We start from the raw sequence: 26,128 nt of genomic DNA on the forward strand, positions 1-26,128 counted from the left end.
TTTTATTTTTTCTGCCTGCAGAGAATTTTTGTTCAAAATACACACAAAAAAAGCCACCTAATTCGGTGGCAACATAATTTAAGGAATCAATTTATTAAAACAACTGCAAGTTGCTATACGATAAGACTAAATAAATTGATAAAGGTTCAAAAAAACTAGAATATTTTTTACATTAATTTACATAAGTAAAGTGTTAAAGGAAAGATTATGCCATTACTTGACAGTTTTAAAGTTGATCATACTAAAATGAATGCCCCTGCGGTACGCGTTGCCAAGATAATGTCTACACCAAAAGGTGATGATATTACTATTTTTGATCTACGTTTTTGTATTCCAAATAAAGAAATTTTACCGCCAAAGGGAATTCATACTTTGGAGCATCTTTTTGCTGGTTTTATGCGTGAGCATCTCAATAGCGACCAAGTAGAAATTATTGATATTTCGCCAATGGGATGTCGCACAGGGTTTTATATGTCTTTAATCGGTAAGCCGAATGAGCAACAAGTGGCACAAGCTTGGCTTGCTTCAATGAAAGATATCTTACAAGTACAAGATCAAAAACAAATTCCAGAATTAAATGAATATCAATGCGGTACTTACACTGAGCATTCTCTTCTTGAAGCCCATCAAATTGCACAGCGTATCCTTGAGTGTGGTGTTGGCGTAAATAAAAATGAAGATTTGCTATTAGATGAACGGTTATTCGCGCAATAAACATTGATCGTAGTAGATAATAATACAGGCGATGGAATAATTGCCTGTATTATTATCAAAAGTGCGGTCTATTTTTTGTTTAAATTTATTTGGTAAACCGCAAAGCCTAGTTCATCTTGCCCAACGTAATCCATTGGATATTGCGCTTTTTCCTTAATGAAGGCCTTTGCCTTATCGCTTGGAGACGTTTCCACTTGTACTTTCAATGGCTGAGTGGTGGCAATTGGGGCAAGTTTCCAGTTATTATCCGCAGAAGGGATTACTTCGCCTTTTTCTTTGGTGGTTTGGCTGATATAGTTCGCCAAAATTTGACGGTTTTCATCAGGGGAAGCAAAGACGATATGTGCATCACCCGTGCCAGGGAATTTGCCTGAATAAGCACGATAATTATTGGTCGCAATTAAGAATTGATCGCTATCTTGCACTGGCTTGCCTTGATAAGTGAGATTAACAATGCGTGATGCCTTGTCATTAATGAGCTTGCAGTCACCGTCATAACGGGCCGGCTGGGTAACATCAATTTCATAATTCACCCCGTCAATCACATCAAAATTGTAAGTACGGAAACCGTTCCAATTTAACAAGGATTGTGGTTTGTCGCTACTTGGATCGATTTGATTAAACATTCCTGCACTGCACTCAAGCCATTGTTTCAGTTCAGCACCACTTACTTTAACAATCACCAAGGTATTTGGGTAGAGATAGAGATCTGCCGCATTGCGGAAGGTGAGATCGCCTTTATCTACTTCCACATAAGCGCTTGGATCGTTTTTACGTCCACCGACTTTAAATGGCGCTGCCGCACTCAACACAGGAATACCCGCTAGATCAGGCAGATTTTTTACCACGTTTTCGGCGTAGGCTTGTTGCGCTTGGTTTACGATTTGTACCGTTGGATCATCTTGGAACAAGGCAAGGAAGCTATACATATTGTCAGAGGCTTTACCAATCGGTTGTGCTACAAAGGCGCGAGTGGCTTCGTGAATTGGGGTAAGTAATGCCGCAACTTCAGGGTGATTGCCCACAAGCGCTTTTTTCTTATCTGCATCATAAATCGGACGCAATGCTGCGCGGCCGTCAGTAACAAACCATTTACCGTTATGTTGATTTAAGGTCAGATCCACCACGCTGATATTATTTGCCCAATAACCCGCCATACTTTCTGGCACGCCATTCATTGTGCCTTTTTCAATATCCGCCCCTTTGCTGCTAGCAAATTCTTTGTTTGGAAATAAGCGGTGTGAATGGCCGAAAATCACGGCATCAATGCCTTTTACATCGGCTAAATGGAAAGCGGCATTTTCTTCACCTTCTTTGTAAGGTTCATCGGAAGGGCCGGTGTGTGCCAGTGCAACAATAATGTCAGCACCTTGAGCTTTCACGATTGGCACATATTTTTCTGCGGTTTTTTTAATATCGTAGGTTTTCACTTTGCCTTCTAAATTGGCTTTATCCCACACCATTACTTGTGGTGGCACAAAGCCAATATAACCAATTTTGATTTGATGCGTGTTGCCCGCATTATCTGTTACGCTTTTTTCTTGAATAAAATAAGGTTGGAAATAAGGCTGGTCATCGCTGGCTTTCACCACATTGGCGTTGATAATAGGAAAGTGGGCTTGCTTAATGGCGCGATCTAAATAATCTAAACCATAGTTGAACTCGTGATTGCCGATTGTTCCCACATCATAGTGCATTGCATTTAGGGCTAAAATGGACGGATTTGGCTTGCCCTCTTTATCTCCTTTAGCGGCTTGATAATCGGCAATCGGATTGCCTTGAATTAAATCGCCATTATCCACTAACACCGAGTTTTTCACTTCTTGACGAGCGCTTGCAATCAGGCTTGCAGCACGGGTAAAGCCGAATTTATCCGTAGGCGCATCTTTGTAATAGTCAAAATCGGTCAAAAAACCGTGAATATCCGTAGTGGCAATAATGCGCAACGCCACCTTGGTATTTTGCTCCGCCGCATTGAGTGATAAGCTGTTTACACTGAATAAACTTAATGCGCCAAGACGCAGGAATTTTCTTCTATCCATATTTTCTCCTTTCTATTTGTTGTAAGCTAAGCCTTTGGTATTGTACGCAAATTTTTGATTTCGCTCTACATTTTTGTAGAAAGTGCGGTGAGAAAAAAGAAAAAATAAAGCCCGAATATTTCGGGCTTCATTTGATTAACGATAAGGTTGATCTAATGGAACTTCAGGGTCTGGTTGACGTGTAATTCGATTACGTAAATCACGGCGAATAACCTCAATTGTCCAGAACCAGAAAATGTGGCCGACTAACTCAGAAATATGTTCGTATAATGGCCATTCTGCAACTGGTGGCGTTAAACCTAAGGCTGGGAATGTAATATAATGTACACAAATATCGGCAATCAAACCAGCACCAATACCTTGCCAGAATTTAATTTTAGGAAAGCGTTCAGCAACGATACAGTAGCCAATTGCAAATACTAAAGAAAATGTGATGTGTGTTACACCAATCCAGTTAAAACCATGATCTGCAAAAGTAAATACCGCTTCAGTTGGGTCGATACCGAAGTAATCGCGCAAGAAAACATGCGGAGGATTTAAAAATGCACGAGAACATACTTCTAATGCTTGTGAAGGGTCTTGGCAAGCTGCAACGAATAAGTCGAATGGACTACGTGGCGGAAACGGATGTTCTGCTCCCCATTTTACAAATGCAGAAATTAAACCTGCGATAACACCAACGAAAGCCGCAACGCCATAGCGACGGCGAGCTGGATTAGTTTGACTAAAAATACCTGACATACAGTATACTCCTTAAATGTTAATATATTGTTTTCATTCTATTTTAATATTTATTAAAATTTATAAAATAAATAGAATGAGCGCTTGAATTTTAAGCTTAATCTTAGAATAGTCAAGCGATTTATCACCATAACGAGTTAATTCTTAAGAGGTAATGAGATCTCATAAAAAATCACCACACTTCCCCCTTAATTTTAGCTATAATTTACCCATTATTCAGTTCAGATAAAGATGATAATGACAATTCATAATAAATTTCATTTGGAATGGGCGTGCCGACGTGGGATGTTGGAGTTAGATAAGCTGATTATGCCTTTTTTTCAGCAATATTTTGACCAACTCAGCGAACCACAAAAAGATACCTTTGTTCGACTGTTAGAGGCTACTGACCTAGAGTTATTTTCTTGGTTTTTTAACCGAAAACCCGCACCAGATCTTGAATTACAGCAAATGGTTTCCTATATACAAGAAAAATTATCAAGCTAATTTGATAAAAAGATTGAACTTTTACGATTTTCACCCCTCTAAGAGAACACGAGCTTGCTGTCTTGTGTATCAAGGCTTGTTAGAGGTGTATAAGAGGTTATATGACTGAACAGCTAACAGATCAGGCTTTGGTAGAAAGGGTACAGCAGGGAGATAAGAAGGCATTCAATTTGTTGGTATCGCGTTATCAAAATAAGGTGGCAGGGCTATTAACCCGTTATGTGTCGCCGAATGATATTCCCGATGTTGTACAAGAATCGTTCATTAAAGCGTATCGCTCCATTGAATCATTCCGCGGTGACAGTGCTTTCTATACTTGGCTATATCGTATCGCCGTGAACACGGCAAAGAATTATTTAACCGCACAGGGGCGTCGTCCGCCGAATGAAGATATTCTGGCAGATGAAGCAGAATCCTATGATGTGGGAACGAATTTACGGGACGTAGATACGCCCGAAAATCAGATGTTATCTGGTGAATTGAAGAAGATCATTTTTGATACCATTCATAGTATGCAAGAAGACTTAAAAACAGCTATCACCTTGCGTGAGTTAGAGGGACTAAGTTATGAAGAAATTGCTGATATTATGAATTGTCCAGTAGGAACGGTACGTTCGCGTATTTTCCGCGCAAGGGAGATTATCGAAAATAAAATTCAACCCCTTCTTCAAGGCTAGTACAACATTAGTAACATTAAATAAAAGAGAAAACCCTGGAGTTTACAATGCAAAAAGAGCAACTTTCCGCTTACATTGATGGCGAACAAATCAGCGAGGCAATGACAGAGAAACTTTGCCAAGACGCTGATTTACAAAAATCCTGGGCAAATTTTCATACTATTCGTGCAGTAATGCGTCAGGAAAGTAAAGTGTTATTAGGGGCGGATTTCACTGCAAAAATAGCGGACTTAATTGAGCAAGAAGAAATTATGGTGGCTGAACCTATGGTTTCTCAACCGATGCCAGAAGAAACAGCACAATCGCCATTTATGCAAAAATTGAAAGCTTGGTTGATGCCAATGACCCAATTTGCCGTGGCGGCCGGCGTGTGCTTAGTCGCGGTGATGGGGGTACAAAGTTTTATGGCTCACAGCGGAAAAGAAAGCCAAGATGCACCTGTATTGCAAACCTTGCCATTTAATAACTCGGTGCAAGAAGTAAGCTATAATGCGCCCTCTCAATCGGTGATAACGCCTGAGCAAATTGAACAAAAAAATAAACGTGTTGATTCAATGTTACAAAGCTACGAATTGCAAAAACGCATTTATGCGGATAGATTAAATTTGCAAAATCAGAAATAAGAATGAATGAAGTTTAGGTTATTCACCACCATTTTTGGTGGTGAATTTGTTTGTATCCTATGTGTGAATAACAATGTTAAAAACGATCAAAAAAATCACCGCACTTTCCTTAGTGCTACTTTCTGCAACCCCTTTATGGGCTGCTGAGCCTGATGCGGTACAGCCTCGCCAATTGCTAGAAGAAATGCAACAGGCCGGCTCTCATCTGAACTATGAAATTGCTTTCGTGCAGACTACGCCTAATATGGCTTCGCTACGTTATAGCCATATTCATCATAACGGCAAAACTTACGCGCAACTGCTCACGCTTGATGGAATGCCACAGCAAATTGTGCAACGTGATAATGTGGTAAGCTATTTTCAACCGAATTATTCTCCATTCTCGATTAATGCTAATCATATTGTGGATAGCTTGCCTGCCATTATGTGGAGCAATCTTGATGTACTGAAACAAAATTATGATTTTATCTATATAGGGCGTAACCGCGTGGCAGATCGTGTGGTAAGAACCATTCGTATATTGCCGAAAGATGATTTTCGCTATCAATATGTTGTGTTTATTGATGAACAAAGCCATCTATTACTACGCAGTGATGTGCTAGATCGAGAAAATAACCTATTAGAACAATTCCGTGTGGTGAACTTATATCAAATCCAACAATTTGATGATTTGTTCAATATTATTAATCATATGGGCTTTCCTGCATTGATTAACGATAAAACAACTTTCCAACCGAGCAAAGAAGCCTTTAATTGGCAGCCAGGCTGGTTACCAAACGGGTTTAAGCTGATTAATCGCAGTGTGGAAATGAATGGTGAAGAACGCATTGAAGCACAGCTTTACAGCGATGGATTATTTTCCTTTACGCTTTATCGGTCGGCGTCTATTTTACCAAATGAAGAAAAAAATGGTTGGTGGAATGGTACTAAAACTTTTTATAGCGAAACCTTTGGGGATAACGAATTTACTTTTGTTGGGCAATTGCCAATTTCCACAGCAAAAAGTATCGTGCGAGATATTAAGGTGAAGTAAATGCTAAAAGAACGTGCGGTGGTAATTTCTTACCAAGCTGGTATTGCAAAAGTGAAATGCCAATCGCAAACTGCATGTGGGAGCTGTGCAGCAAAGTCCACCTGTGGTTCCGCTGCATTGGCTGAACTTAATGGTACAGATAGAGCACATTTTTTTGATGTGGAAACTATCACGCCAGTGAAAGCTGGACAAATTATTGAAATTGGTTTAATGGAACGCTCGCTGATTTTTTCTAGTTTGCTAGCGTATTTTTTTCCTTTACTCACTTTATTACTTTCCACGCTGATCGCCGATCAGTTTTTCCAAGCCGAACTTTGGCAAGGCATTTTTATCGTTTTTTGCACCGCACTTGCTTTTGCTATTGTCCACCTTGTATCAAAATCTTGGCACAAAAAAGCCAGCTACCGTCCTATTTTTTTGCGTGTGCTCCAATAATTATTTCTCTTTTTTCCAGAAAATAAAACCGCTGTTAATTTGAAGGCGGCTTTATCTTTAGGATAAGAAAGGATCTCGTTTAGGCATTTGGATCAAAATTTACCGCACCTACATAGCCTAATTGTTGCCACGCTTCATAAACAGCTACAGCAACGGAATTAGATAAATTCATACTACGACTATTTTCTGTCATTGGAATACGGATTTTCTGTTCCATCGGCATTTCATCTAAAATCGCCATTGGTATCCCGCGGGTTTCAGGCCCAAACATAAGATAATCTCCTTCCTGGTAAGCTACTTGGCTGTGAGCTAAACGGCCTTTAGTTGTCATTGCAAATAAACGTTTAGGCTGCTCGCTAGCAAGAAAATTGGCAAAGGTTTTATGCTTTTTGATGTCAGCAAATTCGTGATAATCCAATCCAGAGCGGCGTAATCGTTTGTCATCCCAAGCAAAACCAAGCGGCTCAATTAAATGCAAGCGAAATCCCGTGTTAGCACAAAGGCGAATAATATTTCCTGTATTTTGCGGGATTTCTGGTTCATACAAAACAATATCTAACATAATTTTCCTTACTTAGCTGCCTATGTGAGAATTTTACTCTTGAATTTGGCAAGATCAAACTTGATCAGAAATTTTTCTTTTTTTATCGCTGTAACCAACCACACAAAGTGAGAAATTAGGACTTATGTTGAATTAAACGGAATTAAGTGGTCGGAAGTCTTATAGAATAAGGGGTTGAGAGAGTTCAGCCCCTTTTTTATTGAAAGAAATTTAAAGATGAGAAAATGAGAAAAATTAGCTGATTAGAGCCAGTTTAACCGCTTAAAGTGAGAAACACAGATCCAAATTTAAAAGCGTTTAAATGACGTTTAAATTTATATGATTAGCCTTTAACCATTTAGAGTTATATCACCTTGAAAAAACCAATAAACCTTTTTATTATCAATTCATTAGGTGCTTAAAAATCAAAAATAAGCACCTTAGATGCCTTTTTGTCTGAAACCTTAGGCTACGGCACAAACCTCAGCCGTGGTTTGGCTCTCTTTTTGTTCCTTTTCAGTCTGGATAGCCCATGCTTCAGCCGTTGCTAACAAGCCAACTCGTCTATCTTCATTACACCGCCTAAACGCACACACAAGCTGCCATTCGTCATTCGTTAAGCCTTCTGGTGGCTTAGGCGAAATAAAGCCTTGTGCCTTAGTTTCTAAGGCTTGTAGCTTGTTTTCTAGCTGATCTATGCGTTTTTGTAAATCATCTTGGCTTCGTTCCATTGGCTTATCTGGTGCTTTTGTTAGTGGCTCAGAAAATCCCAAAGCCTGCTGCACTGCCAATGGCATATCGCCAATATAATATTCAAATACTTTACCTTTTACACCCCTAATGCGACGTCTTTGCCAATTTTCCAACTTTGCTTTTTTAGTAATTCCTTGCACAGTGTTTGGCAACCCTGCCACACCCAAAAGTTCATTTAATTTAAACCATTCTTGGATCATATCTAACCCTTTAGTTTTAATCTTCTGGATTAAAGCTAATTTAAAATTAATTTTCAATTCAACCCATTGATATTAAAGAAACTTTTAAACAATTAGAGAAAATTAATAAAAATTGGCTTTAATCTGGTGTTGACTTTAGTTTTAAACTTGATTTAAACTTAGATTAAATCAAAGAGTAACTCATAGAGTTTACACCCAAGTTTAAACTAAATTGAGTTTAAAGGAAATGCAAGGAGTGTTTTATGCAAGAAGACTGGAGCAGAAAACGAATTGTGTATGAGCTACACGAGCGAAATATCACATTAACATCACTTTCTGTTAAAGCAGGGTTATCTCCATCTACGCTAAAAAATGCGTTAAGAATGAGCTACCCAAAAGGTGAACGCATTATCGCTGAAGCCATTGGCGTACCACCTCAAGAAATTTGGGCAAAACGCTACGCGGAACGGGAGAACCGCTTATGTGGGTCGAATTAAAAAATATTGTAGGGATTGGTGGACTACCTACATCTATTCAAGGGTTAACCAAAAAAGCTAAAGCTGAAAATTGGGAAAGACGCCGCAAAGAAGATGTTCAGGGTAAAGTTTTTGAATACGCCTTCACCTCCCTCCCCCAAGAAGTGCAAGCGGAGCTGTTACTTAAAAACGCAAAAGAAACGGCAAGTGAATTGTCTGCGCCTACGCGCGGGGTGGCATATAAAAACTATCTGCCTGAGGTGATTTGGTCAGGGTTTGATAAAGCGACTGAGAAAAACCGCGAAGAAGCGAAAGCAAAATTGGCATTAGTGGTTGCCGTTGCCGATTTAAAAGAAAACGGAATGCCTATTATGGACGCAATTGCCACCGTCGCCGAGAAAGCTAACGAAGCGGTAGGCTCAATCAAACGCTGGTATTACAAAGTGCGGTCATTTGAACGTTCGGATTGGTTGCCGTTATTGCTTGATAAAAAACCTACTGCCAAAGGACGTGAAGCCGAGTTTACACCTGAAGCTTGGGAAGCTTTCAAGGCGGACTATTTCAGAAACGAGCGTCCACAGTTTGGCAGTTGCTATGAGCGGTTAAAACGTGCGGCACAAAAAAATGGGTGGGAAATTCCATCGCCAAGTAGCATAAAACGCAAAATTGAACGTGAAATACCAAAAGTACAGCAAGTATTTTTGCGTGAGGGAGAACACGCATTAAGCCGTTATTACCCATCAATGCAGCGTTCAGTCGCGGATTTAGACGCAATGGAATGGATCAACGGCGATGGCTATCAACATAACGTCTTTGTTGAGTGGCATAACGGCGAAATTGTCCGTCCGAAAACGTGGATTTGGCAAGACATTCGCACACGTAAAATCTTAGCCTATCGCACGGATTTGAGTGAGAACAGCGACACCATACGCCTAAGCCTGATGGACTTGGTTTACAAATATGGTATCCCAAGACATCTCACCATTGATAACACCCGAGCGGCAGCGAATAAGTGGATGACAGGCGGGGTAAAAAACCGCTACCGCTTTAAAGTAAAAGAAGATGACGTGCAAGGCATTATCCCGTTACTTGGCATTGAATTGCACTGGACATCAATCCAATTCGGCAAAGGGCATGGGCAAGCTAAACCTGTAGAACGTGCCTTTTCTCACGGTGGTTTAGGTGAGCTAGTGGATAAACACCCTACCCTTGCAGGCTTTTATGCGGGAGACAACATCTACAACAAGCCAGACAACTACAACGGGGGTAAAGCAGGGGTGAGTTACGAAACCTTTATTCTCGCCCTTGAAGACGGTATCCGAATGTTTAACGAGCGTGAAGCAAGGGAAACAGAAATTTGCCAAGGAGTGTACAGCTTTAGCCAAGTGTTTGAGCGTGATTATGCCAACGCCACCGTACGCAAAGCCAGTACCGAACAACTGCGCTTACTGATGTTAATGAGTGAAGCGGTAACCTTACGCAAAGATGGGACGTTTGAATTGGAAGCAGGCGGCAAAGTGAATAACCGTAGAAACCGTTATCTTGCCATCGGATTAATTGGCTCACAACACAAAAAAGTGGTAGTGAAATTTGATCCATCTGATTTGCACAACAAAGTGTGGGTATATAGCCTTGAAGGGATGTTTTTAGATGAAGCCATCTGCACTGAAAAAGTCGCCTTTGGTGATAAAGCTGTAGGGCGTGAATATGACAAAGCACGCAAACAATGGGTGAAATCGCAAAAAACCGCTGCGAAAGCACAACAAACCATGTCAGCCAAAGAAACCGCACGTTATCAGCCTGATGTGGAATTTGAGGAAGACTTTGATGTACTGCCAAAAGTGATTGAGTTGGTACAACAGCAAGGCTCAACCCTACGCAAGGTGGAAACTTTAGCAGAAGATGAAACCAACGAATTTGAACAGGGCTGGCAGAAAGGGCTGGCAATGTTAAAACAAGAGAAAGGGCTTTAAAACAGGTTTAAAGCCGATTTAAGTGAGGAAAAAATAATGTTATCTGAAAGATTAGCAAAAGCCATTCAAACCAATTTAAACCATTCTTGTGATGAATTTGAACCACATCTTCTTATCGGTTTGAAAATGATTGAAAAAATGCGGGGTCGTCAAACTCATCCATCCAATCAGGAAGTTGAAAATCAATGGCGCACTGAATGTTTGTCAACTCTAGCAAGAAAGTGGGAATTGGCTGAAGAACTTGTTCGTCTCGAATCAAGTTATCCGTCAATGAAAGGCATTCTTCAAGAATATCTAATCGCATTACAAAACGCCATTGTAGATAAAGTAAAAGGGAAATAATTAACTCTATCCTAAATCCAAAATGTTTTGATAATTGCTTAAGGTAATCGGTTTGCTCTTGTTCAGATTTTATACCAATGAAAGTTTTCCGATAGTGATGCCAATCTATTTCTAATTGATGAATAGAGGTTGAGCAATTTAAAAATAAGAAACGATATAAACGTTTCATCATTTCGGGATTTAGTCCAGCAAGGATAACTGATGACTGTTTTGCGGTGTTGTTGATCAGAGTTTCAAACTCATCCTGCGGAATACTCAGAAATGAAGAGAAATTATTACAGTAAGACATAAATTTATTTTTATAAAGAAAACAGGAGCACCATTATGACATTAATCCAACAAATTAAACACATTTTAGAAGACAAACAACTCACTCAACGCGAATTGGCTCAACAAGCAGGCATAAATGCAGGGGCATTAAGCGCCTACCTTAAAGGCAATTATGCAGGTGATAACGAAAGCATTGAAAAAGCCTTGCGTGGTTGGTTAGACACACAGGATAAAAAAGTGAAAGTGTTTGTAGAAGCACCGCAATTTATCGAAATTCCCACCGCACGCAAAGTGTTTGGCGTATTAGATATGGCGCGCATTTTGCCAACAATGGTCACCGTATTTGGTGCAAGTGGCGTAGGGAAAACCAAAGCAGCCCAAGCCTACAAAGCACAAAATAAAAACGTATGGATGATTACCGCAAGCCCATCAAGAGCCACGCTAAGCACGATTTTGTATGAATTAGCCTTAGAACTTGGCATTAATGATGCGCCACGCCGTAAAGACCGCTTAAGCCGCCAAATCACTAAAAAGCTCACAGGCACACGGGGATTGGTGATCATTGATGAAAGCGATCACTTGCCTTATGACGCATTAGAAGAAATTCGCATTATCCAAGAAGAAACCGAAGTGGGATTTGCCTTAATTGGTAACGACAAGGTTTACACCCGCATCCAAGGTGGCGTAAACCCACAACACGATTATGCCCGCCTTTGGTCGCGTGTGGGCAATCATTGTGGGGTAAAAGCCAGCACCAAAGGCGACATCAAAGCCATTGCAGAAGCGTGGGGCTTAGATGTGGACGATAAAGATTTGATGACCGTGCTATATGAAATCGGTAGCAAAGCAGGTGGCTTGCGTGCCTTAACCCAATATTTACGCCTTGCAGGAATGACAGCCAAGGGGCAAGGTACAGTAATCACCCTTGATTTAATTTTAACCGCCCAAGCCCAAATGACAGGAGGCACAAGATGAAACGCACCATATTAACCCACCCAAACCCTGTTTTACGCGGCAATAACGAGATGGTGTTGAGCTACCTAAGCCAAGTGCAAAAGTGCATTAGAAAGCTGGAAGAAATGGGCTTGCTCGTTATCAACGTGCACTTTGAAAATATCAAACCGAAAGTGCGCGTGCAACCCAACCACAACACCAAAGAGTTGGAAAAAACGGCTCAAGCGATGCGTTATATCCGCGGCAATGATGGGCAACGCTATGACGAATGGCAAATGATGGTGCAAGGTATCAAGGTGGTTTGGAGGAGTTATGCCAACTAGAAAGCGTGGGGAGCGTGGAAAAGGCGGACGGCACGCCATTTATGCGCTCTATCGTGGCGAAACCAATCTCGCCGATGGCACGGCGGAAGAGCTTGCCAAGCGCTTAGGTAAAAGTAGTGGTTATATCTACACCCTTGCCGACCGCCGTGCCAGAGAAAGAGCCGAAACCAACCCGAATAGTTTAATCGCCATCAAAATTGGCTATACCACTGATGAACCATAACAACGAAGGAGAGAAAAATGAAAAAAATCGCCGTAATTTGCACCGCACTTTTATTGGCGGGGTGTATTGAACAAGCCCCCGCTAAGAACATACAGCGGATAAAAACATATCAGTTGAATGCATACAACGAGATTGCCGAGGTATGTATTGATGGCGTGGTGTATCTACTCTATCAACCGTATAAAGGCGGTGGCATCACACCAAAAATCAATGCCAATTATGACGTTTATATCTGTAACCCATAGGAGAAAACAAATGAGCATTATTTATTTAGAAGACGGAAAAGCGTACTGGGAAGATGCAAGAGGTGGATTAACACCTGAATCGCTCGTTAAGGAAATTGACATAGAACGAGATAGACTTGTGCGAGAGTGGGTAAAAAAAGCCAAAGCCTTAAACACAGAAATCAGGAGATTTAAAGGGGGAATTTTTGGCGATATTCAAGCATTCATTGAGTTATCCGCTGAAAAATATGATGCGAAAGTGGGGGGCAACAAAGGCAACGTTACCCTATTTAGCTATGACGGTAAATACAAAATTCAACGAGCCATTAACGACCACTTACAATTTGATGAGCGTATTCAGGCAGCGAAAGCCCTGATTGATGAATGCTTAAACGAATGGTCGGAAGGCTCACGCCCCGAGCTAAAAACCTTGATTGAACGTGCTTTTAACGTGGATAAAGAAGGCAACCTTAACACAGGGCGCATTTTAGGCTTACGCCGTGTTGATATTACCGACCCACGTTGGTTAAACGCTATGCAGGCGATTAGCGAAAGCGTGCAAGTGGTGAGTAGCAAAGCCTATGTGCGCATTTATGAGCGAGTGGGTGATACTGACCAGTATCAGCCGATTAGTTTAGATGTGGCGGGGGTGTAAAAATGGAGTGGTCAATGGTCGTCTATTTTATAGGATATTTCGCCTTGATTGGCTGGATAATGTGGCTATTTATGAAAAATTAAAACCCTTTTCAACGCTCTTTAAACCTACTTTAAAGGGCGTTTATAAAGTGTTTTAACAATCAAAAAATAGGAGCAATGACGATGAATTATTACGCTGAAATAGATGCGCATTTGAGTTTAGACATGGAAGCTGAAACCAAAGACGACGCAATATGTTATATCCAAGAACTATTGAATGAAATAAGTGACTGGAGCGGTATTGATATTAAATACCGAATTAATTTTGTGAATGAGGAATGCGACGATGAAGAATAAATACCTTGTCAGAGTATACGGAATGGTTGAAATCAGCATGGAAGCTGAAAGTATTGAGCAGGCAATGGCACAATGTGATTTGAATACCTTAGATTTGAATAAATTACCGCACCAAATCACAGAAATTGATGATGTGGTCGAAGTGGAGGAAGTATGAGCAATAACCAAAAAGAAGAATTAAAAATCAAACTGAATGAAATGATCATCCAGTTACAACAGGCTGTGAAATATGTGCGTAATGATGATTTTGCAGGTGCTAGTGTATTTGTTGGCAATGTACAAAATCAAATTACCCAGACAAGATGGCAGTTAGTTAGGGGGTAAAGGTGCTGAAAGAAAGCGATTTAATCGAAGACCACGAATATATCGGCAAAAATGCCAAGCGTGTTTGGGGGATTTTACCTAGACGAAAAATTTTCAAGGTAAATCATACTGAAGGCTATGTACTTTATTGCCAATATAAAGGCATTAAAAGTGGTGGTGTAATGGCAACAATGAAAACTATCTCCATTAAGTCATTTTTAAGATGGGCGGTTGCGGATATTACGGATACTAAAAAATTGGAGAAAGCAAATGAAACACAACATCGATCTAAAAAATGAGTTTGATATTGCCGTGCTTGCTTTTGTCAAAGCGGTTTATATCCAATCTAAATATGATAAGGATAAAGTGCGGGTTTTATTTGCTGATGAGGTGATTGAGGCAGTTATGCTCACAATTGATATAACAGAGAGAAATAAGGGGGAAAAATGAAAAAATTAGATCAACGAAAAATAATCCAAATTGCTGTGGGTGAATTTACTACCGCTCTATGTAATGATGGGACATTATGGCAATTTAATGCATCGAACCAAAGTTGGACGAGCTATCCAGAAATCCCTCAAGGTATAACGGATAGCGAATATTACCAAGAAGCCTTAGATAGCGAGATAGACAGCCTATCTTCGAAAGAGCGTCAGATGGGACTTAACAAAGATGAACGAGAGTACCTAATGGAAGCTCTCAAAAATTTACGAGAACTTAGGGGGCGGATGAGAATTTTATAGGAATAAGTAAAACCCATTTACCGCCCTTTGGCTCAGAGGGCGGAATAATGTGTTTTAAAGGAGAGATTATGTACACCAAGCCTAAATATATCCAGCTTATCCATATCGCTAAGCAAAAGCTCGGTATAGATGAGCTTAGCTATCGCACAATGCTAGAACGGCTCACGGGCAAAAGTTCAACAAAGCAAATGACTATTCCTGAACTTACTAAAGTATTAAGTGAATTAGAAGACAAAGGCTTTCGCAATACCGCAAGTAAAGCCTTTCGTGCTGTCAACAAAGAAAAAAGCAAGAAACCCACTATCGTGGATAAAATCCGCGTGGTGTGGCGTGCTATGCACCAAAACGGCATTATTCGTGATGGCTCGGATGACGCGCTTAATCAATTCGCCCGCAACATTATTAATGGTGAACTAGCCAAAAAAGGTAATAATTTCTTGATTTTAAATGTGATGGCGCTAAATCAGGATGTAAAATTAGCCACAATCGTGCTTGAGCGCTTAAAACAATGGCAAAAACGGGTGGAGAGAAAGAATGGATAACGATAAATTAGAGATTTTTGAACGCAAAGCCCCTGAGGTGTTGGCAGATTTAGCGGCACATATTGAACAAGAATTAATAAATCGTTATAAAATGCCCGAAGAACAAGCCAAACAAGCAGGGGTTGATGTTGCAATGCGTATTTCGCGTGCTTGGGCGGGGGAAATTATTTATATTCCCCGTGCTTTGCTATTGGCGTTATCTGAACGAGATTTGAAGATATGGCGTGAATTTAACGGCGTTAATCATCGTGCGCTAGCGCGTAAGTATGGCGTATCCATGCAATGGGTGTACCAGATCGTTAAACGGATGCAGAAAGAAGAAATCGACCGTAGGCAGTTTGATATGTTTAAGTAAAAAATCTTTAAACCACTTTAAAATAGTTCTTTAAACAAAATCTTTAAACTCCTTTTAAAAGCATTTAGAAGGAGTTTATGTTATATGCCCTTTCCCATTACCAAAATCGTAATCCACTGTTCTGCCACGCAGAACGGTAAACCTTTACACAAGAAAACCCAATCAGCTGCGCAAGTCATTGATAGCTGGCATAAGCAACGGGGGTTCAAGCGTAACCCCATCAACACCAAGCATTTCAACCCGCATTTGCCACATATCGGCTACCACTTTGTGATTGATACGGACGGAACGGTGGAAACAGGCCGCCAAGAGGGCGAAAACGGGGCGCACGTCAAATGGCATAACGCACACAGCCTTGGCATTTGCCTTGTTGGTGGCATTAGCATCACCGGTAAAAACTACGGACGCTATACCGCTAAACAATGGCAAGCGTTGCACAAATTATTACGCGAATTAGAAGCCAAATACCCAGAGGCGCGTATTTGTGGACATCGTGATTTATCGCCTGATTTAAACGGTGACGGGACAATTACCCCAAACGAATGGGTAAAAGACTGTCCGTGTTTTGATGTGTGGACGTGGTTGGACAATGAAGAAGTGATTAATTCTGAACATTTATTTAAGGAGTAAGTTATGGTTTTAGCTGCATTTATCCTTGTTGCAACATCGTTTGCAACGTTGGGGTTAATTTTGAATTACTGTGATCTTTGGTATGTCCCTGCATTTTTTGCGATTGCCAGCTTTACTTTTTTAGTTAGCGTTACTTATATCGCTCAAGATTGCGAAGATTTAGGCAAATTTAAATCAATGAACAATATTTATCAATGTCAGCTCATAAAAACGGAGAAAAAATGAAACTCAGTGAATTGATTACTAACGATAACGGCAGGCTTAGCACCACCGCCTTTATCCAATTTTTCGGTGCAATGCTAATGGCAGGCATTTTGGCGTATAGCGTCTATTTAGATCGCGCTAACGTGGGTGAGCTTTTCACCACCTTTGCACTCTTTTGTGGCGGTGGTGTGGCGACGAAAGGCTTTGCTAATGCAATCCGCAAACGAGGAGAGGGGGAATGATAACGTTACCGTTGATTTTAGTTGCGCTTGGGGCTTTTATACTATTTGTTGTTTATGTTATGTGGCGTCTGAAAAAAGCCAAGCGAGATTTAGACAAAATGTTTGCCACCGTAGATCGCCTTGAGCAAGAAAAAGCCGTGGCACAAGCCCAAGTAAAACAGTTTGAAGTGAGAAAAAACAATGAAAAAAACCACCGCACTGCTGATCGCAATGACCTTATTAACCGCTTGCAGCAACAAGGCGATCTCCGTGATTAATCCGAGTTGCTCGGGCTTTGGCTTAATCCAAGCCAGTCGGCAAGATACCACCGAAACGCTGCGCCAGATTGCAGTACATAACGCCACTTATCGGGAGATTTGCCAAGAGGATAAAAAATGATGATGGAGTTATTGGAGTTTATCCAAACACATTGGGGGCTAGTTGCAACGGTGATTGGCTCGGTTTGGGCTGGAATGAAGTTATCTATGGATAGCAAATACCCCAAACGCAGTGAAATTGATGCAATCAAAAAGAATATTGATGAGGTGGAGCAACGGCTTACAAAGGTCGAAGATACCCTTGAGCATATGCCGACTAAAGAAGATTTATCTGCTTTGAAGATTTTGATGACGGAAATCAAAGGGGAAACAAACACCACGAATGCCCGCCTTTCAACCTTAAGTCATCAGGTCGCATTATTAATCGAAGAACGTGTAAAAGGATAACTATGCGAGACATTTTTATTAAAGACCAGCGCCTTGTCATTTTACGCTCTCTTGTGGACGCAGGTTATGATGCAAACGAGTCTATTTTGGACGATTGCCTTGCCCTTTATGGGCATAACATTAGCCGAGATTTAGTGCGTAACCATTTGAACTGGCTAGAAGAACAAGGGCTTGTGCAAATTGAACGGCTTAAAAGTGGTTTTATGATTGCAACCATCACCCAGCGTGGGCTTGATGTGGCTAACGGTGAAGCGGTTGTTGATGGCGTGAAAAAGCCTGCCCCGAAATTTTAAACCACAAAAGGACATTTAAATGAGCGAGAAACTCAAACGTGGGCGTGCCAGCAAAGTGGATTTATTACCGCCAAATATTAAAACCCAGCTCGCAATGATGTTGCGCGACAAGCAATTTTCGCAAGCAGAAATTTTAGAAGAAATCAACGATTTGATCCGTGATTGTGGCCTGCCTGAAACAGCCTTGTTAAGCAAAACAGGGCTAAATCGTTATGCTAGCCGAATGGAGAAAATGGGGGCAAAAATTCGCCAAAGCCGTGAGATTGCTGAAATTTGGACAAAACAATTTGGTGAGGCACCACAGTCGGATATTGGCAAAATGCTGATGGAGATTGTGAAAAATATTGCCTTTGAAACCTCGCTTGGAATGAGTGAGGACGGTAGTGCTGATCCGAAGTCTATTGCACTACTCTCTGCGGCAGTACAACGTTTAGAACAGGCAGAAAGTTTGAGTTTTAAACGTGAGCAAGCTATCCGTCAAGAAACCATTAAGCGAGCGGCGGAAGCGGTAGAAGAAGCTGCGAAAGAAACTGGGGCAAGTATGGAAGATGTGACAAAAATGGTGAAAGCAGTCTATGGCATCGAATAACACCGTGCTCTTTGACTATCAGAAAAAATGGTTGAATGATAAAAGCCGTTTTAAAGTAGCGATGTTTGCACGACAAACAGGGAAAACCTTTACGACCACCCTTGAAATTGTGCTGGATTGTTTAGAGGCAGAAGCAAAAGGTGAGCATACTCGTTGGGTGATTTTATCCCGTGGAGAACGCCAAGCGAAGGAGGCGATGAATGAAGGCGTTAAACGCCACCTTGAAGCAATGGGTATGGTTTGCGAAATCTTAGAAGTGCCTTTCAAAGAAGATACCACGATCAATGCTCTTGAAGTAATTTTTCCCAACGGGTCAAAAATTACCGCACTCCCCGCTAATCCTGATACTGCTCGCGGTTTTTCTGCCAATGTGTTTTTAGATGAATTTGCCTTTCATCAAGACAGCCGTGAGATTTGGAAAGCCCTCTTTCCCGTGATTTCTGCAGGCTGGAAATTGCGCGTGGTAAGTACACCTAATGGCAAGGGCAATAAATTTTATGAACTAATGACTGACCTTGAAAATACCGAATGGTCACGTCATCAAACGGACATTTATCAAGCGGTGGCTGATGGGCTACCACGCAATATTGAACAATTACGCAAAGGCTTAAATGATGCCGATGCGTGGGCGCAAGAATTTGAACTTAAATGGCTTGATGAAGCTAGTAGTTGGCTCTCTTATGACTTAATTGACAGCGTGGAGCATCCGCAAGCAGGTAAACCCGAAAATTACACGGGCAATCCGTGCTTTGTAGGAATGGATATTGCGGTGCGAGGCGATTTAACCGTGATTTGGGTGTTAGAACTGGTGGGCGATGTGTATTGGACACGCGAAATCATCACTTTAAAACGCACCAAATTACGCCATCAGCTGGACGAGTTAAACCGTGTAATGAGCCAATACAATGTGGTTGCCTGTAATCTCGACCAAACAGGCATGGGTGAAAAAATGGTGGAAGACGCCCAATATCAACACGGCAAGCAACGGGTTCAAGGGGTGCTATTTAATGTGGCAACCAAACTCAATATGGCAACCCTTGGCAAAAATGCCTTTGAAGATAAGCAAATTCGTATCCCTCAAGGCGATAGTGATTTGCGTGCCGATTTGCATAAGCTCAAAAAAATCACAGGCTCAACAGGACAGCCGCGTTTTGTGGCTGAAAGTGACAGTCAAGGCCACGCCGACCGCACGTGGGCGTGTTTTTTAGCCTTGCTGGCGGCTAAAGATGCCGTATTAACGCCAGTTAAAGCCCATAGCAGAAGACCAAGAGCTAGCCAAAAATTAACGCAAGGATATTAATGATGAAATATATTTTTATGACAGCGTGTGCCATTTGTGCCGCCTATTTGAAACTCCACAATATCGAAGGTTGGTGGTGGTTTTTAGTTATCGCCGTATTAGCATGTTGAGGATAAACAATGACCCCAAAAAAACAAGATTTAGTGCGTGAAATTGCAACGCGTGCCAGTGCTGTGGATTACTGGGCATTTATGCACTATTTGCCTAACCCTGACCCTGTATTGAAAAAAATGGGCAAAGATATTGCAGCCTATCGCGAAATTTTATCCGATAGCCACGTGGGTGGTTGTGTTCGCCGACGTAAAGCCGCAATTAAAGGGCTGGAGTGGCGACTTACGCCTACGGGTAATCAAAAAACAGATGAGACTTTGACCGCACTGTTTGAACGCTTACCCCTTAACCACATCATTAACCAGATTTTAGATGCCACTCTTTTTGGCTATCAAGCCTTAGAAGTGATGTGGGTGAAAGAAAATGGCTTGCTGTTACCAGCCGAGATTGTGGGGAAACCACAAGAATGGTTTGTGTTTAGTGAGGAAAATGAACTGCTATTGCGTGATAAAGAGGAGCGCGATGGCAAGCCTGTACCTGAAATGAAGTTTTTGCTCGCTACCCAGCAGGCGGATTATATGAACCCTTACGGACGTGCCGATTTAGCTATGTGCTTTTGGGCGGCGACCTTTAAGAAAGGTGGGTTAAAATTTTGGCTTGAGTTTGTGGAAAAATATGGTGCACCTTGGCTGGTGGGCAAACACCCAAGACAAACCCAACCGCACGAAATCGAAGACTTGCTAGATAGCATGGAAAAAATGCTTGGTACTGCGGTTGCGGCTATCCCAAATGACAGCACGATTGAGCTGTTAGAAAGTGGTAGCAAAGGTGGCTCATCACAGGTGTTTGATGATTTTTTACGTTACTGCAAATCGGAAATTGCTATTGCCCTGTTAGGACAAAATCAAACCACCGAAGCAGAAGCCAATCGTGCCAGCGCAACGGCAGGGCTTGAGGTTGCCAAAGCCATTCGTGATGAAGATGCGGCCATTGTAGAAAGCTGTTTTAATCAGCTTTTAAGTTGGATTTGCAAACTCAATTTTCATGTGGACACCTTGCCAACCTTTGAACTCTTTGAGCAAGAAAGTATTGATAAATTGCAAGCCGAGCGTGACCAGTTGTTGGCGAGTATGGGTGTGCAATTTAGCGAGCAATATCTCGCTCGCACTTATGGCTTTGAGCAGGGAGATATTACCCTAAAACAACAACCGTTACCGCAGCAAAGTGAGGTGCCAAAATCTGCAGAATTTAATGAACCAGCTCCCGCAATGCCACGCAATCTCGCTGATGGCATTGTGGAACAGCTGGAAATTGAAGCAGAAAGCCACGTGGATAATTGGTTGCAAGCAGTGCAAGATAAACTTAGCCAAGCTGAAAGCCTTGAGGATTTTCGCACCCAATTAGATAGCCTTATCCCAGAATTAGATTTTAGCGAGTACGCCCAAGTAATGGCGTGGGCATCGACTAGTGCAGAGCTTGCTGGACGCTTTAGCGTTGCCCAAGAAAACCGGCAAAAAATTAACAAAAAGGAACGCTAAATGGCAGTACAAAACGGTTTTACGTTTAACGAGCAGGTACGGTATTTTGAGAAAAAACTCAATTTGCCCACTGACAGCTATTTAGATGTGCTAGGTGAAGAACACGACTATTTTTTTATGGTCGCAGGGGCAAACCGTAATGAGATTGTGGCGATGTTTCGCCAAGCGGTGGATGATGCCATTGCACAAGGGGAAACCCTAGAAGACTTTCGTAAGCGATTTGATGAGATTGTGGCAAAAACAGGCTGGCAGTATAAAGGTGGGCGTAACTGGCGCACACGGATTATTTATGACACCAATGTGTATGGGGCGTATAACCGTGGACGGCTAAAGCAACATTTAGATTTAGCCGATGTGATGCCCTACTGGGAATACCATCACCACGACAACGCTCACCCACGTCAGGCGCATATTGATTTAGATGGCACCATTCGCCCAGCCAATGATCCGTTTTGGCGTTATTACTACCCTGTTAAAGCCTACGGTTGCCATTGCACCGTAGAGGCGCACGATGAAGATGATTTAAGGGAAATGGGCAAGCAAGTCTCGCCCCCTGTAAACATTGAATTTGAAGAGAAATTGGTTGGCGTGCGAAGTGGTAACCCAAGAACCATCAATCTGCCTAAAGGCTATGATACAGGGTTTGCCCCGCATAATTTTGACAATCTCACTGCAAGCCGAAATCAATCGGTAGATGCGGTGCTAATGCAAAAATTAAGTCAGTCTGAGCCACGCCTTGCTAGCCGTTTGATTAATGATGTGATCAGTCAACGCCCGCAAGCGGTAGCAATGTTAAACACCGCAATGGCGGAGATGGTTGACACCGTCGCCAAAGAGAAACTGGCGCGCGGTCAAATGAAATATGTGGGTGTGCTGTCTGATGATGTTTTGACTAAGTTAGATGTGCTAGACAAAGCCCCACAAAGTGCGGTGATTGCGGTGCGTGATCAAGATATATTACACGCCTTACGAGATAACAAACAAGCGAAAGGTATTCACTTGCCTGTTGAGTTTTGGAAACAGCTGCCTGAAAAGCTACGCAATCCTAAAGCGATTTTGCTCGAAAGCCAACAAAAGCAACCGACCTTAGTGTTTGTATATGACACTGACCAAGGTAAGGTGGCGGTAAAAATGGATTATGACATTCAACATCGCGATCAACTGACGCAGAAAAAACAGCGGGTAAAAGTGAATATGGTGAGAACAGCAAGTGTGATTGCTGATAAACGTCAATGGGAAAGTTTAAAAGGGTTTGAAGTTTTATGGGGAAACTTGGATTAATAGCCACAGTTTGCCTGATTCGAACAGGATAATACGGTAGTTGCCTAGCGTAACCTTTCCAGTAGGAAACCCCTGTGGCTAGTTAAACTATACCTCTAACTTATTTTTTAATCAATAGGAGAATAAAAATGACTGAAATCGAAGAAAGAAAAAAAGCCTTAGAATTGCTGCCACATTTCCAAGGCTTAACGCTTAATGAGGTGAATGCCGTGTTACATTGGGTAAGTGCCTACATTCACGATTACCAAAAATTTGAGATTAGTAGTGCTCTTCAATCTCATCAAGCATCTCTAAAATATGATCACGTTGCTGAATAATCTCGATCATTGCTTCGCGGTAACAGTTACTTGTTGTGCTAATGCCTTTCGCTTTTTTCTCTGCTTTAATGGCTTTAGCCAATGTAGCAACCTGTGCAACAAAGATATTTTTAAGTAGATGACTCTCATAGGTATCATTTTTCATAATAAATTTCCTTTCGTTAGCGTGGCAACATTACCACGCTTTCTTTTTAATCCAATTTGTGAGGTAACACAATGATTAAAATTACCCTTGATGATACGCTACCAAAGCAGCAGTTGGAACGTATCGCACGCACCTTAAAAGCCCCGCGTAAACTCTATGGTGTGCTGGGCGAAACCTTAAAGAAAATTCACACCGAACGCTTTAAACAAGAAGTCTCCCCTAATGGGAAAAAGTGGCAAGCCCTTTCGCCTATCACTCGTCAAATTAAAGGCAATAATAAAATCTTAAAGCAAGATGGCTACTTATCGCAAAAGACAGCCTACAATTATGATGATCATCACGTGGAATTTGGTAGCGATGCCAAATATGCCCGCCTGCATCAGTTTGGTGGCAAGATTGTGCCAAAACAAGCAAAACGGCTACGCTTTGGCAAAAGCAAGATTTTTGCTAAAAAGGCGGATATCCCTGCCCGTCCTTGGTTGGGTCTCAATAAACAAGATGAACAAAAATTATTGAGAAAAGCCACCGCACTTTTACAGCGTCAAATTGAGCAAGGTTTATAATTTTAAAATAACGCCTAAAACGCCCTCTGTGGCGTTTTTATTTTTGACTAGGGTAATTTATCGTCTTAAAAAATTTAAACGCCATTAAACGCATTTAAACGCCCTTTAAACGATTTGCAAAATAGAGATTAAATGCTATTTGAATATCGCCCCTAAAAAATCTTTAAAGGACTTTAAAATCTTTTCCCCGTTCCTTTCGTTAATCTATCGGTGTTTCAGCAAACAAGGACACCGATATGACCCTTATTGATATTTTTCGTGCAGGCTCTCGCCCTGACGCTAATGGTAATGTGGTGAACATCACCACAGAGTCATTACAGCAGGCGATCGATGCCTATAACCCGCAATTCCACGAGTCACCCGTGGTGATCGGACACCCTAAAGATAATCACCCCGCTTATGCGTGGGTGAAAGGTTTACAGCTTAACGGCGATACCTTACAAGCAGAGCTTACCCAGATTGATCCTGATTTTGCCGAAATGGTACAGAACGGACGATTTAAAAAGGTATCGGCATCTTTTTACTTGCCTGATAGCCCGAACAACCCCGTTGCTGGCAAGTTGTATTTACGCCACGTGGGCTTTCTTGGCGCCGTACCACCTGCGGTAAAAGGTTTGCGCAACCCTGAATTTAATGAGGAAGAACAAGGCATTGTTGAGTTTAGCGATTGGGCGCAATCAAGCCTTTGGCGGCGACTACGGGATTGGGTGATTGGCAAGTATGGACAGGAGGAAGCAGATAAAGCCCTGCCTGATTATTTAGTGAGTTCGGTGCAAGAGGAAAGTATCCGTGGGGAATATCGCCATACTGATGCCCTTGTTCCTGACTTTAACGAAAACAACGCACAACCAGAAGGAGAACCCGCAATGAGTGCAGAAGAAAAAGCCGAGCTTGACCGCTTACGTCAAGAAAATGAGCAACTAAAAGCGACACAAGCCAAGGCAGAAGCGGAAAAAGCCGAAGCAGAACTTAACTCAGCCAAAGCCGAGAATGCCAGCTTTGCCGAAGCCTTAGTATCAGAAGGCAAACTTGCCCCGAAAAACAAAGACAAGGTGGTATCAATACTCAATGCCATGACGGTGCAGGCCAAGGGGGGCGTGGTTGAATTTGAAGAGGGTGAAAGCCTTGTTCAGCAATTTAAAACCTATCTTAAAGAACAGCCGAAAGTGGTCGAGTTCGAGGAAGTGGCAACCAAAGACAAAGCCGCACCGCTGCAAGATGAAACGGTGGACTATGCCGAAGGCACAAGTCCAGCCAGCATTGATGCCGATAAACGCATTCGTGCTTATATGGGCGAGCACAATGTGGATTACACCACCGCATTTAATGCGTTATTTAACTAATTAACCAACAAGGAGCAATTTATGGCACTGGATTTATCAAAATTACGCGTACAAGACCCTGTACTCACCAATTTGGCGTATGGCTATCACAACAATGAACTGATTGGCGACAGCTTAATGCCGATCGTTGAAATCGACAAAGAGGCGGCCAAAATCCCAACCTTTGGGCGTTTAGCGTTTCGTATTCCGACCACTACACGTAATTTACGAGGGGCATCAAACCGCCTAGAACCCGAAGATTTAGGCGCGATTGATGTGGCGTTGGAAGAGCACGATGCGGAATATGCCATTGATTACCGCGAAAGCAATGAAGCCAGTTTCCCATTACGTCAATACGCCCTAGGCGTTATCCAAGATGTGATTGCGTTAGACCGCGAAAAACAAATCGCCACCCTTGCGCAAAATGATGCCAGCTATGACGCGACTAACAAAGTGGCGTTAAGTGGCACAAGCCAATTTAGCCACAAAGACTCTGACCCGTTTGCCGTCTTTGACGCAGCAAAACGAGCGATTAAACGTACGATTGGACATAAAGCCAATGTGTGCGTGATTGCAGGCGATGTGTGGGAGGTGCTGAAATCGCATCCGAAAGTGATTGAAAAAATTAAGTATGTGCAAAAAGGTGTGATTACCCCTGAAATTTTTGCGGGCTTAATTGACATTGATACCGTCAAAATTGGTGAAGCCGTATTTGAGGAAAGTGGGCAGTTAAAAGACATCTGGACAAAAACCGTGGTGTTGGCTTATGTGCCTAAAACCGCCGATAAGAAAGGCACGGTGTATCAGCCAAGTTTTGGCTATACGGTTCGCCGTCGCAAGGGCTTGTTTGTGGATACCTACCAAGAAAGCGGTGGCAAGTTAGAAGTGGTGCGTTGTACTGATATTTATAAACCGCATTTAGTGGGCAAACCAGCGGGTTATTTAGTCAAAGACTGTATCGCTTAACCCTTTAAACCGCATTTAAACGCTCTTTAAGTGCGGTT

General features: G+C 41.9%; 41 protein-coding genes. 36 read left to right on the forward strand and 5 right to left on the reverse strand.

Annotated features, from left to right (window positions below):
* Nucleotides 1-207 precede the first annotated feature (207 nt).
* A complete protein-coding gene (luxS, locus tag L5B71_RS08490) occupies nucleotides 208-714 on the forward strand; it encodes an S-ribosylhomocysteine lyase (protein WP_265757961.1) in 507 nt (168 codons plus the stop codon).
* 68 nt (nucleotides 715-782) lie between these two features.
* On the opposite strand, the gene cpdB is transcribed toward luxS, so the two are convergent.
* Together cpdB and L5B71_RS08500 are read right to left on the reverse strand one after the other, a co-directional pair.
* On the reverse strand, nucleotides 783-2,756 hold the full coding sequence (cpdB, locus tag L5B71_RS08495; RefSeq protein WP_265757962.1) for a 2',3'-cyclic-nucleotide 2'-phosphodiesterase: 1,974 nt from the start codon (nucleotides 2,754-2,756) through the stop codon (nucleotides 783-785).
* Between the two features lie 135 nt (nucleotides 2,757-2,891).
* Nucleotides 2,892-3,497, reverse strand: coding sequence for a YagU family protein (locus L5B71_RS08500; RefSeq protein WP_265757963.1), 606 nt, complete (start codon nucleotides 3,495-3,497; stop codon nucleotides 2,892-2,894).
* A gap of 237 nt (nucleotides 3,498-3,734) precedes the next feature.
* Between L5B71_RS08500 and L5B71_RS08505 the strand changes: the two genes are divergently transcribed.
* The 5 genes from L5B71_RS08505 to L5B71_RS08525 all read left to right on the forward strand — a co-directional run bounded on the left by L5B71_RS08505 (nucleotide 3,735) and on the right by L5B71_RS08525 (nucleotide 6,751).
* Nucleotides 3,735-3,983: an FAD assembly factor SdhE gene (locus tag L5B71_RS08505; RefSeq protein WP_265757964.1), complete on the forward strand. Its 249-nt coding sequence runs from the start codon at nucleotides 3,735-3,737 to the stop codon at nucleotides 3,981-3,983.
* Between the two features lie 101 nt (nucleotides 3,984-4,084).
* Nucleotides 4,085-4,660, forward strand: a complete 576-nt coding sequence (gene rpoE, locus L5B71_RS08510; RefSeq protein WP_115248848.1) for an RNA polymerase sigma factor RpoE — start codon at nucleotides 4,085-4,087, stop codon at nucleotides 4,658-4,660.
* A gap of 47 nt (nucleotides 4,661-4,707) precedes the next feature.
* Nucleotides 4,708-5,283, forward strand: coding sequence for a sigma-E factor negative regulatory protein (locus L5B71_RS08515; protein ID WP_265757965.1), 576 nt, complete (start codon nucleotides 4,708-4,710; stop codon nucleotides 5,281-5,283).
* Between the two features lie 73 nt (nucleotides 5,284-5,356).
* Nucleotides 5,357-6,316 (forward strand): sigma-E factor regulatory protein RseB, encoded by a 960-nt coding sequence (gene rseB / locus L5B71_RS08520; RefSeq protein WP_265757966.1) that lies wholly within the window; start codon nucleotides 5,357-5,359, stop codon nucleotides 6,314-6,316.
* Complete coding sequence (locus L5B71_RS08525) at nucleotides 6,317-6,751, forward strand: SoxR reducing system RseC family protein (protein WP_265757967.1); 435 nt, start codon at nucleotides 6,317-6,319, stop codon at nucleotides 6,749-6,751.
* A 79-nt stretch (nucleotides 6,752-6,830) separates the two neighbouring features.
* Here the strand turns inward: L5B71_RS08525 and trmL are convergent, their stop codons facing one another.
* The gene (gene trmL / locus L5B71_RS08530; RefSeq protein WP_265757968.1) at nucleotides 6,831-7,313 is read right to left on the reverse strand and encodes a tRNA (uridine(34)/cytosine(34)/5-carboxymethylaminomethyluridine(34)-2'-O)-methyltransferase TrmL; all 483 of its coding nucleotides are present in this window, start codon (nucleotides 7,311-7,313) and stop codon (nucleotides 6,831-6,833) included.
* Between the two features lie 443 nt (nucleotides 7,314-7,756).
* Complete coding sequence (locus L5B71_RS08535; protein ID WP_265757969.1) at nucleotides 7,757-8,245, reverse strand: DNA-binding protein; 489 nt, start codon at nucleotides 8,243-8,245, stop codon at nucleotides 7,757-7,759.
* 242 nt (nucleotides 8,246-8,487) lie between these two features.
* Here L5B71_RS08535 and L5B71_RS08540 point away from each other — a divergent pair, with 242 nt between their 5' ends.
* From L5B71_RS08540 to L5B71_RS08670, 27 genes are all read left to right on the forward strand, one after another.
* Complete coding sequence (locus L5B71_RS08540; RefSeq protein ID WP_130238942.1) at nucleotides 8,488-8,721, forward strand: helix-turn-helix domain-containing protein; 234 nt, start codon at nucleotides 8,488-8,490, stop codon at nucleotides 8,719-8,721.
* The gene (locus L5B71_RS08545; RefSeq protein ID WP_265757970.1) at nucleotides 8,706-10,673 is read left to right on the forward strand and encodes a transposase domain-containing protein; all 1,968 of its coding nucleotides are present in this window, start codon (nucleotides 8,706-8,708) and stop codon (nucleotides 10,671-10,673) included. The genes L5B71_RS08540 and L5B71_RS08545 overlap by 16 nt, the downstream gene beginning before the upstream one ends.
* Before the next feature lie 36 nt (nucleotides 10,674-10,709).
* Nucleotides 10,710-11,015, forward strand: a complete 306-nt coding sequence (locus L5B71_RS08550; RefSeq protein ID WP_013746386.1) for a hypothetical protein — start codon at nucleotides 10,710-10,712, stop codon at nucleotides 11,013-11,015.
* Nucleotides 11,016-11,339: 324 nt separating this feature from the next.
* Complete coding sequence (locus tag L5B71_RS08555; RefSeq protein ID WP_265757971.1) at nucleotides 11,340-12,260, forward strand: AAA family ATPase; 921 nt, start codon at nucleotides 11,340-11,342, stop codon at nucleotides 12,258-12,260.
* Nucleotides 12,257-12,562, forward strand: coding sequence for a hypothetical protein (locus L5B71_RS08560; protein WP_265757972.1), 306 nt, complete (start codon nucleotides 12,257-12,259; stop codon nucleotides 12,560-12,562). Before L5B71_RS08555 ends, L5B71_RS08560 begins: the two co-directional genes overlap by 4 nt.
* On the forward strand, nucleotides 12,552-12,785 hold the full coding sequence (locus L5B71_RS08565; protein ID WP_265757973.1) for a hypothetical protein: 234 nt from the start codon (nucleotides 12,552-12,554) through the stop codon (nucleotides 12,783-12,785). Before L5B71_RS08560 ends, L5B71_RS08565 begins: the two co-directional genes overlap by 11 nt.
* A gap of 17 nt (nucleotides 12,786-12,802) precedes the next feature.
* Nucleotides 12,803-13,030: a hypothetical protein gene (locus L5B71_RS08570; RefSeq protein WP_265757974.1), complete on the forward strand. Its 228-nt coding sequence runs from the start codon at nucleotides 12,803-12,805 to the stop codon at nucleotides 13,028-13,030.
* A gap of 10 nt (nucleotides 13,031-13,040) precedes the next feature.
* On the forward strand, nucleotides 13,041-13,664 hold the full coding sequence (locus L5B71_RS08575; RefSeq protein ID WP_265757975.1) for a DUF3164 family protein: 624 nt from the start codon (nucleotides 13,041-13,043) through the stop codon (nucleotides 13,662-13,664).
* Between the two features lie 158 nt (nucleotides 13,665-13,822).
* Nucleotides 13,823-14,002 carry a hypothetical protein gene (locus L5B71_RS08580; RefSeq protein WP_265757976.1) on the forward strand — a complete coding sequence of 60 codons (180 nt, stop codon included), beginning with the start codon at nucleotides 13,823-13,825 and terminating at the stop codon, nucleotides 14,000-14,002.
* Nucleotides 13,992-14,159: a hypothetical protein gene (locus tag L5B71_RS08585; RefSeq protein WP_265757977.1), complete on the forward strand. Its 168-nt coding sequence runs from the start codon at nucleotides 13,992-13,994 to the stop codon at nucleotides 14,157-14,159. The genes L5B71_RS08580 and L5B71_RS08585 overlap by 11 nt, the downstream gene beginning before the upstream one ends.
* On the forward strand, nucleotides 14,156-14,326 hold the full coding sequence (locus L5B71_RS08590; protein ID WP_265757978.1) for a hypothetical protein: 171 nt from the start codon (nucleotides 14,156-14,158) through the stop codon (nucleotides 14,324-14,326). Before L5B71_RS08585 ends, L5B71_RS08590 begins: the two co-directional genes overlap by 4 nt.
* 2 nt (nucleotides 14,327-14,328) lie before the next feature.
* Complete coding sequence (locus tag L5B71_RS08595; protein ID WP_265757979.1) at nucleotides 14,329-14,604, forward strand: hypothetical protein; 276 nt, start codon at nucleotides 14,329-14,331, stop codon at nucleotides 14,602-14,604.
* Nucleotides 14,576-14,755, forward strand: a complete 180-nt coding sequence (locus L5B71_RS08600) for a hypothetical protein (protein WP_265757980.1) — start codon at nucleotides 14,576-14,578, stop codon at nucleotides 14,753-14,755. The genes L5B71_RS08595 and L5B71_RS08600 overlap by 29 nt, the downstream gene beginning before the upstream one ends.
* Entirely contained in the window at nucleotides 14,752-15,048 is a 297-nt protein-coding gene (locus tag L5B71_RS08605) for a hypothetical protein (protein ID WP_265757981.1), read from the forward strand. The genes L5B71_RS08600 and L5B71_RS08605 overlap by 4 nt, the downstream gene beginning before the upstream one ends.
* 68 nt (nucleotides 15,049-15,116) lie before the next feature.
* Nucleotides 15,117-15,590, forward strand: coding sequence for a gp16 family protein (locus tag L5B71_RS08610; RefSeq protein WP_265757982.1), 474 nt, complete (start codon nucleotides 15,117-15,119; stop codon nucleotides 15,588-15,590).
* Nucleotides 15,583-15,945: a Mor transcription activator family protein gene (locus tag L5B71_RS08615; RefSeq protein WP_265757983.1), complete on the forward strand. Its 363-nt coding sequence runs from the start codon at nucleotides 15,583-15,585 to the stop codon at nucleotides 15,943-15,945. The genes L5B71_RS08610 and L5B71_RS08615 overlap by 8 nt, the downstream gene beginning before the upstream one ends.
* Nucleotides 15,946-16,029: 84 nt before the next feature.
* Nucleotides 16,030-16,575: an N-acetylmuramoyl-L-alanine amidase gene (locus L5B71_RS08620; protein ID WP_265757984.1), complete on the forward strand. Its 546-nt coding sequence runs from the start codon at nucleotides 16,030-16,032 to the stop codon at nucleotides 16,573-16,575.
* 3 nt (nucleotides 16,576-16,578) lie between these two features.
* A complete protein-coding gene (locus L5B71_RS08625) occupies nucleotides 16,579-16,800 on the forward strand; it encodes a hypothetical protein (protein WP_265757985.1) in 222 nt (73 codons plus the stop codon).
* Nucleotides 16,797-17,021, forward strand: a complete 225-nt coding sequence (locus L5B71_RS08630) for a DUF2644 domain-containing protein (protein ID WP_265757986.1) — start codon at nucleotides 16,797-16,799, stop codon at nucleotides 17,019-17,021. The genes L5B71_RS08625 and L5B71_RS08630 overlap by 4 nt, the downstream gene beginning before the upstream one ends.
* Nucleotides 17,018-17,278 (forward strand): DUF2681 domain-containing protein, encoded by a 261-nt coding sequence (locus tag L5B71_RS08635; RefSeq protein ID WP_265757987.1) that lies wholly within the window; start codon nucleotides 17,018-17,020, stop codon nucleotides 17,276-17,278. Before L5B71_RS08630 ends, L5B71_RS08635 begins: the two co-directional genes overlap by 4 nt.
* Nucleotides 17,271-17,399, forward strand: coding sequence for a hypothetical protein (locus L5B71_RS08640; protein WP_265757988.1), 129 nt, complete (start codon nucleotides 17,271-17,273; stop codon nucleotides 17,397-17,399). Before L5B71_RS08635 ends, L5B71_RS08640 begins: the two co-directional genes overlap by 8 nt.
* Nucleotides 17,396-17,725 carry a DUF2730 family protein gene (locus L5B71_RS08645; RefSeq protein WP_265757989.1) on the forward strand — a complete coding sequence of 110 codons (330 nt, stop codon included), beginning with the start codon at nucleotides 17,396-17,398 and terminating at the stop codon, nucleotides 17,723-17,725. The genes L5B71_RS08640 and L5B71_RS08645 overlap by 4 nt, the downstream gene beginning before the upstream one ends.
* 2 nt (nucleotides 17,726-17,727) lie before the next feature.
* On the forward strand, nucleotides 17,728-18,018 hold the full coding sequence (locus L5B71_RS08650; RefSeq protein ID WP_130238541.1) for a VpaChn25_0724 family phage protein: 291 nt from the start codon (nucleotides 17,728-17,730) through the stop codon (nucleotides 18,016-18,018).
* 19 nt (nucleotides 18,019-18,037) lie between these two features.
* The gene (locus L5B71_RS08655) at nucleotides 18,038-18,607 is read left to right on the forward strand and encodes a DUF3486 family protein (RefSeq protein WP_265757991.1); all 570 of its coding nucleotides are present in this window, start codon (nucleotides 18,038-18,040) and stop codon (nucleotides 18,605-18,607) included.
* Nucleotides 18,594-19,907, forward strand: a complete 1,314-nt coding sequence (locus tag L5B71_RS08660; RefSeq protein ID WP_265757992.1) for a terminase large subunit domain-containing protein — start codon at nucleotides 18,594-18,596, stop codon at nucleotides 19,905-19,907. The genes L5B71_RS08655 and L5B71_RS08660 overlap by 14 nt, the downstream gene beginning before the upstream one ends.
* 119 nt (nucleotides 19,908-20,026) lie before the next feature.
* Nucleotides 20,027-21,496 carry a DUF935 domain-containing protein gene (locus L5B71_RS08665; protein ID WP_265757993.1) on the forward strand — a complete coding sequence of 490 codons (1,470 nt, stop codon included), beginning with the start codon at nucleotides 20,027-20,029 and terminating at the stop codon, nucleotides 21,494-21,496.
* Complete coding sequence (locus L5B71_RS08670) at nucleotides 21,497-22,777, forward strand: phage minor head protein (protein ID WP_265757994.1); 1,281 nt, start codon at nucleotides 21,497-21,499, stop codon at nucleotides 22,775-22,777.
* 258 nt (nucleotides 22,778-23,035) lie between these two features.
* Here L5B71_RS08670 and L5B71_RS08675 read toward each other — a convergent pair whose 3' ends face one another.
* Nucleotides 23,036-23,239, reverse strand: coding sequence for a hypothetical protein (locus tag L5B71_RS08675; protein ID WP_222593674.1), 204 nt, complete (start codon nucleotides 23,237-23,239; stop codon nucleotides 23,036-23,038).
* 71 nt (nucleotides 23,240-23,310) lie between these two features.
* Between L5B71_RS08675 and L5B71_RS08680 the strand changes: the two genes are divergently transcribed.
* The 3 genes from L5B71_RS08680 to L5B71_RS08690 all read left to right on the forward strand — a co-directional run bounded on the left by L5B71_RS08680 (nucleotide 23,311) and on the right by L5B71_RS08690 (nucleotide 26,090).
* Complete coding sequence (locus L5B71_RS08680) at nucleotides 23,311-23,802, forward strand: phage virion morphogenesis protein (protein WP_265757995.1); 492 nt, start codon at nucleotides 23,311-23,313, stop codon at nucleotides 23,800-23,802.
* A gap of 236 nt (nucleotides 23,803-24,038) precedes the next feature.
* Complete coding sequence (locus L5B71_RS08685; protein WP_265757996.1) at nucleotides 24,039-25,145, forward strand: peptidase; 1,107 nt, start codon at nucleotides 24,039-24,041, stop codon at nucleotides 25,143-25,145.
* Nucleotides 25,146-25,166: 21 nt separating this feature from the next.
* Nucleotides 25,167-26,090 (forward strand): major capsid protein, encoded by a 924-nt coding sequence (locus tag L5B71_RS08690; protein ID WP_265757997.1) that lies wholly within the window; start codon nucleotides 25,167-25,169, stop codon nucleotides 26,088-26,090.
* Nucleotides 26,091-26,128 lie beyond the last annotated feature (38 nt).

Source organism: Avibacterium sp. 21-586 (genome assembly GCF_026226775.1).
Lineage (GTDB): Bacteria > Pseudomonadota > Gammaproteobacteria > Enterobacterales > Pasteurellaceae > Avibacterium.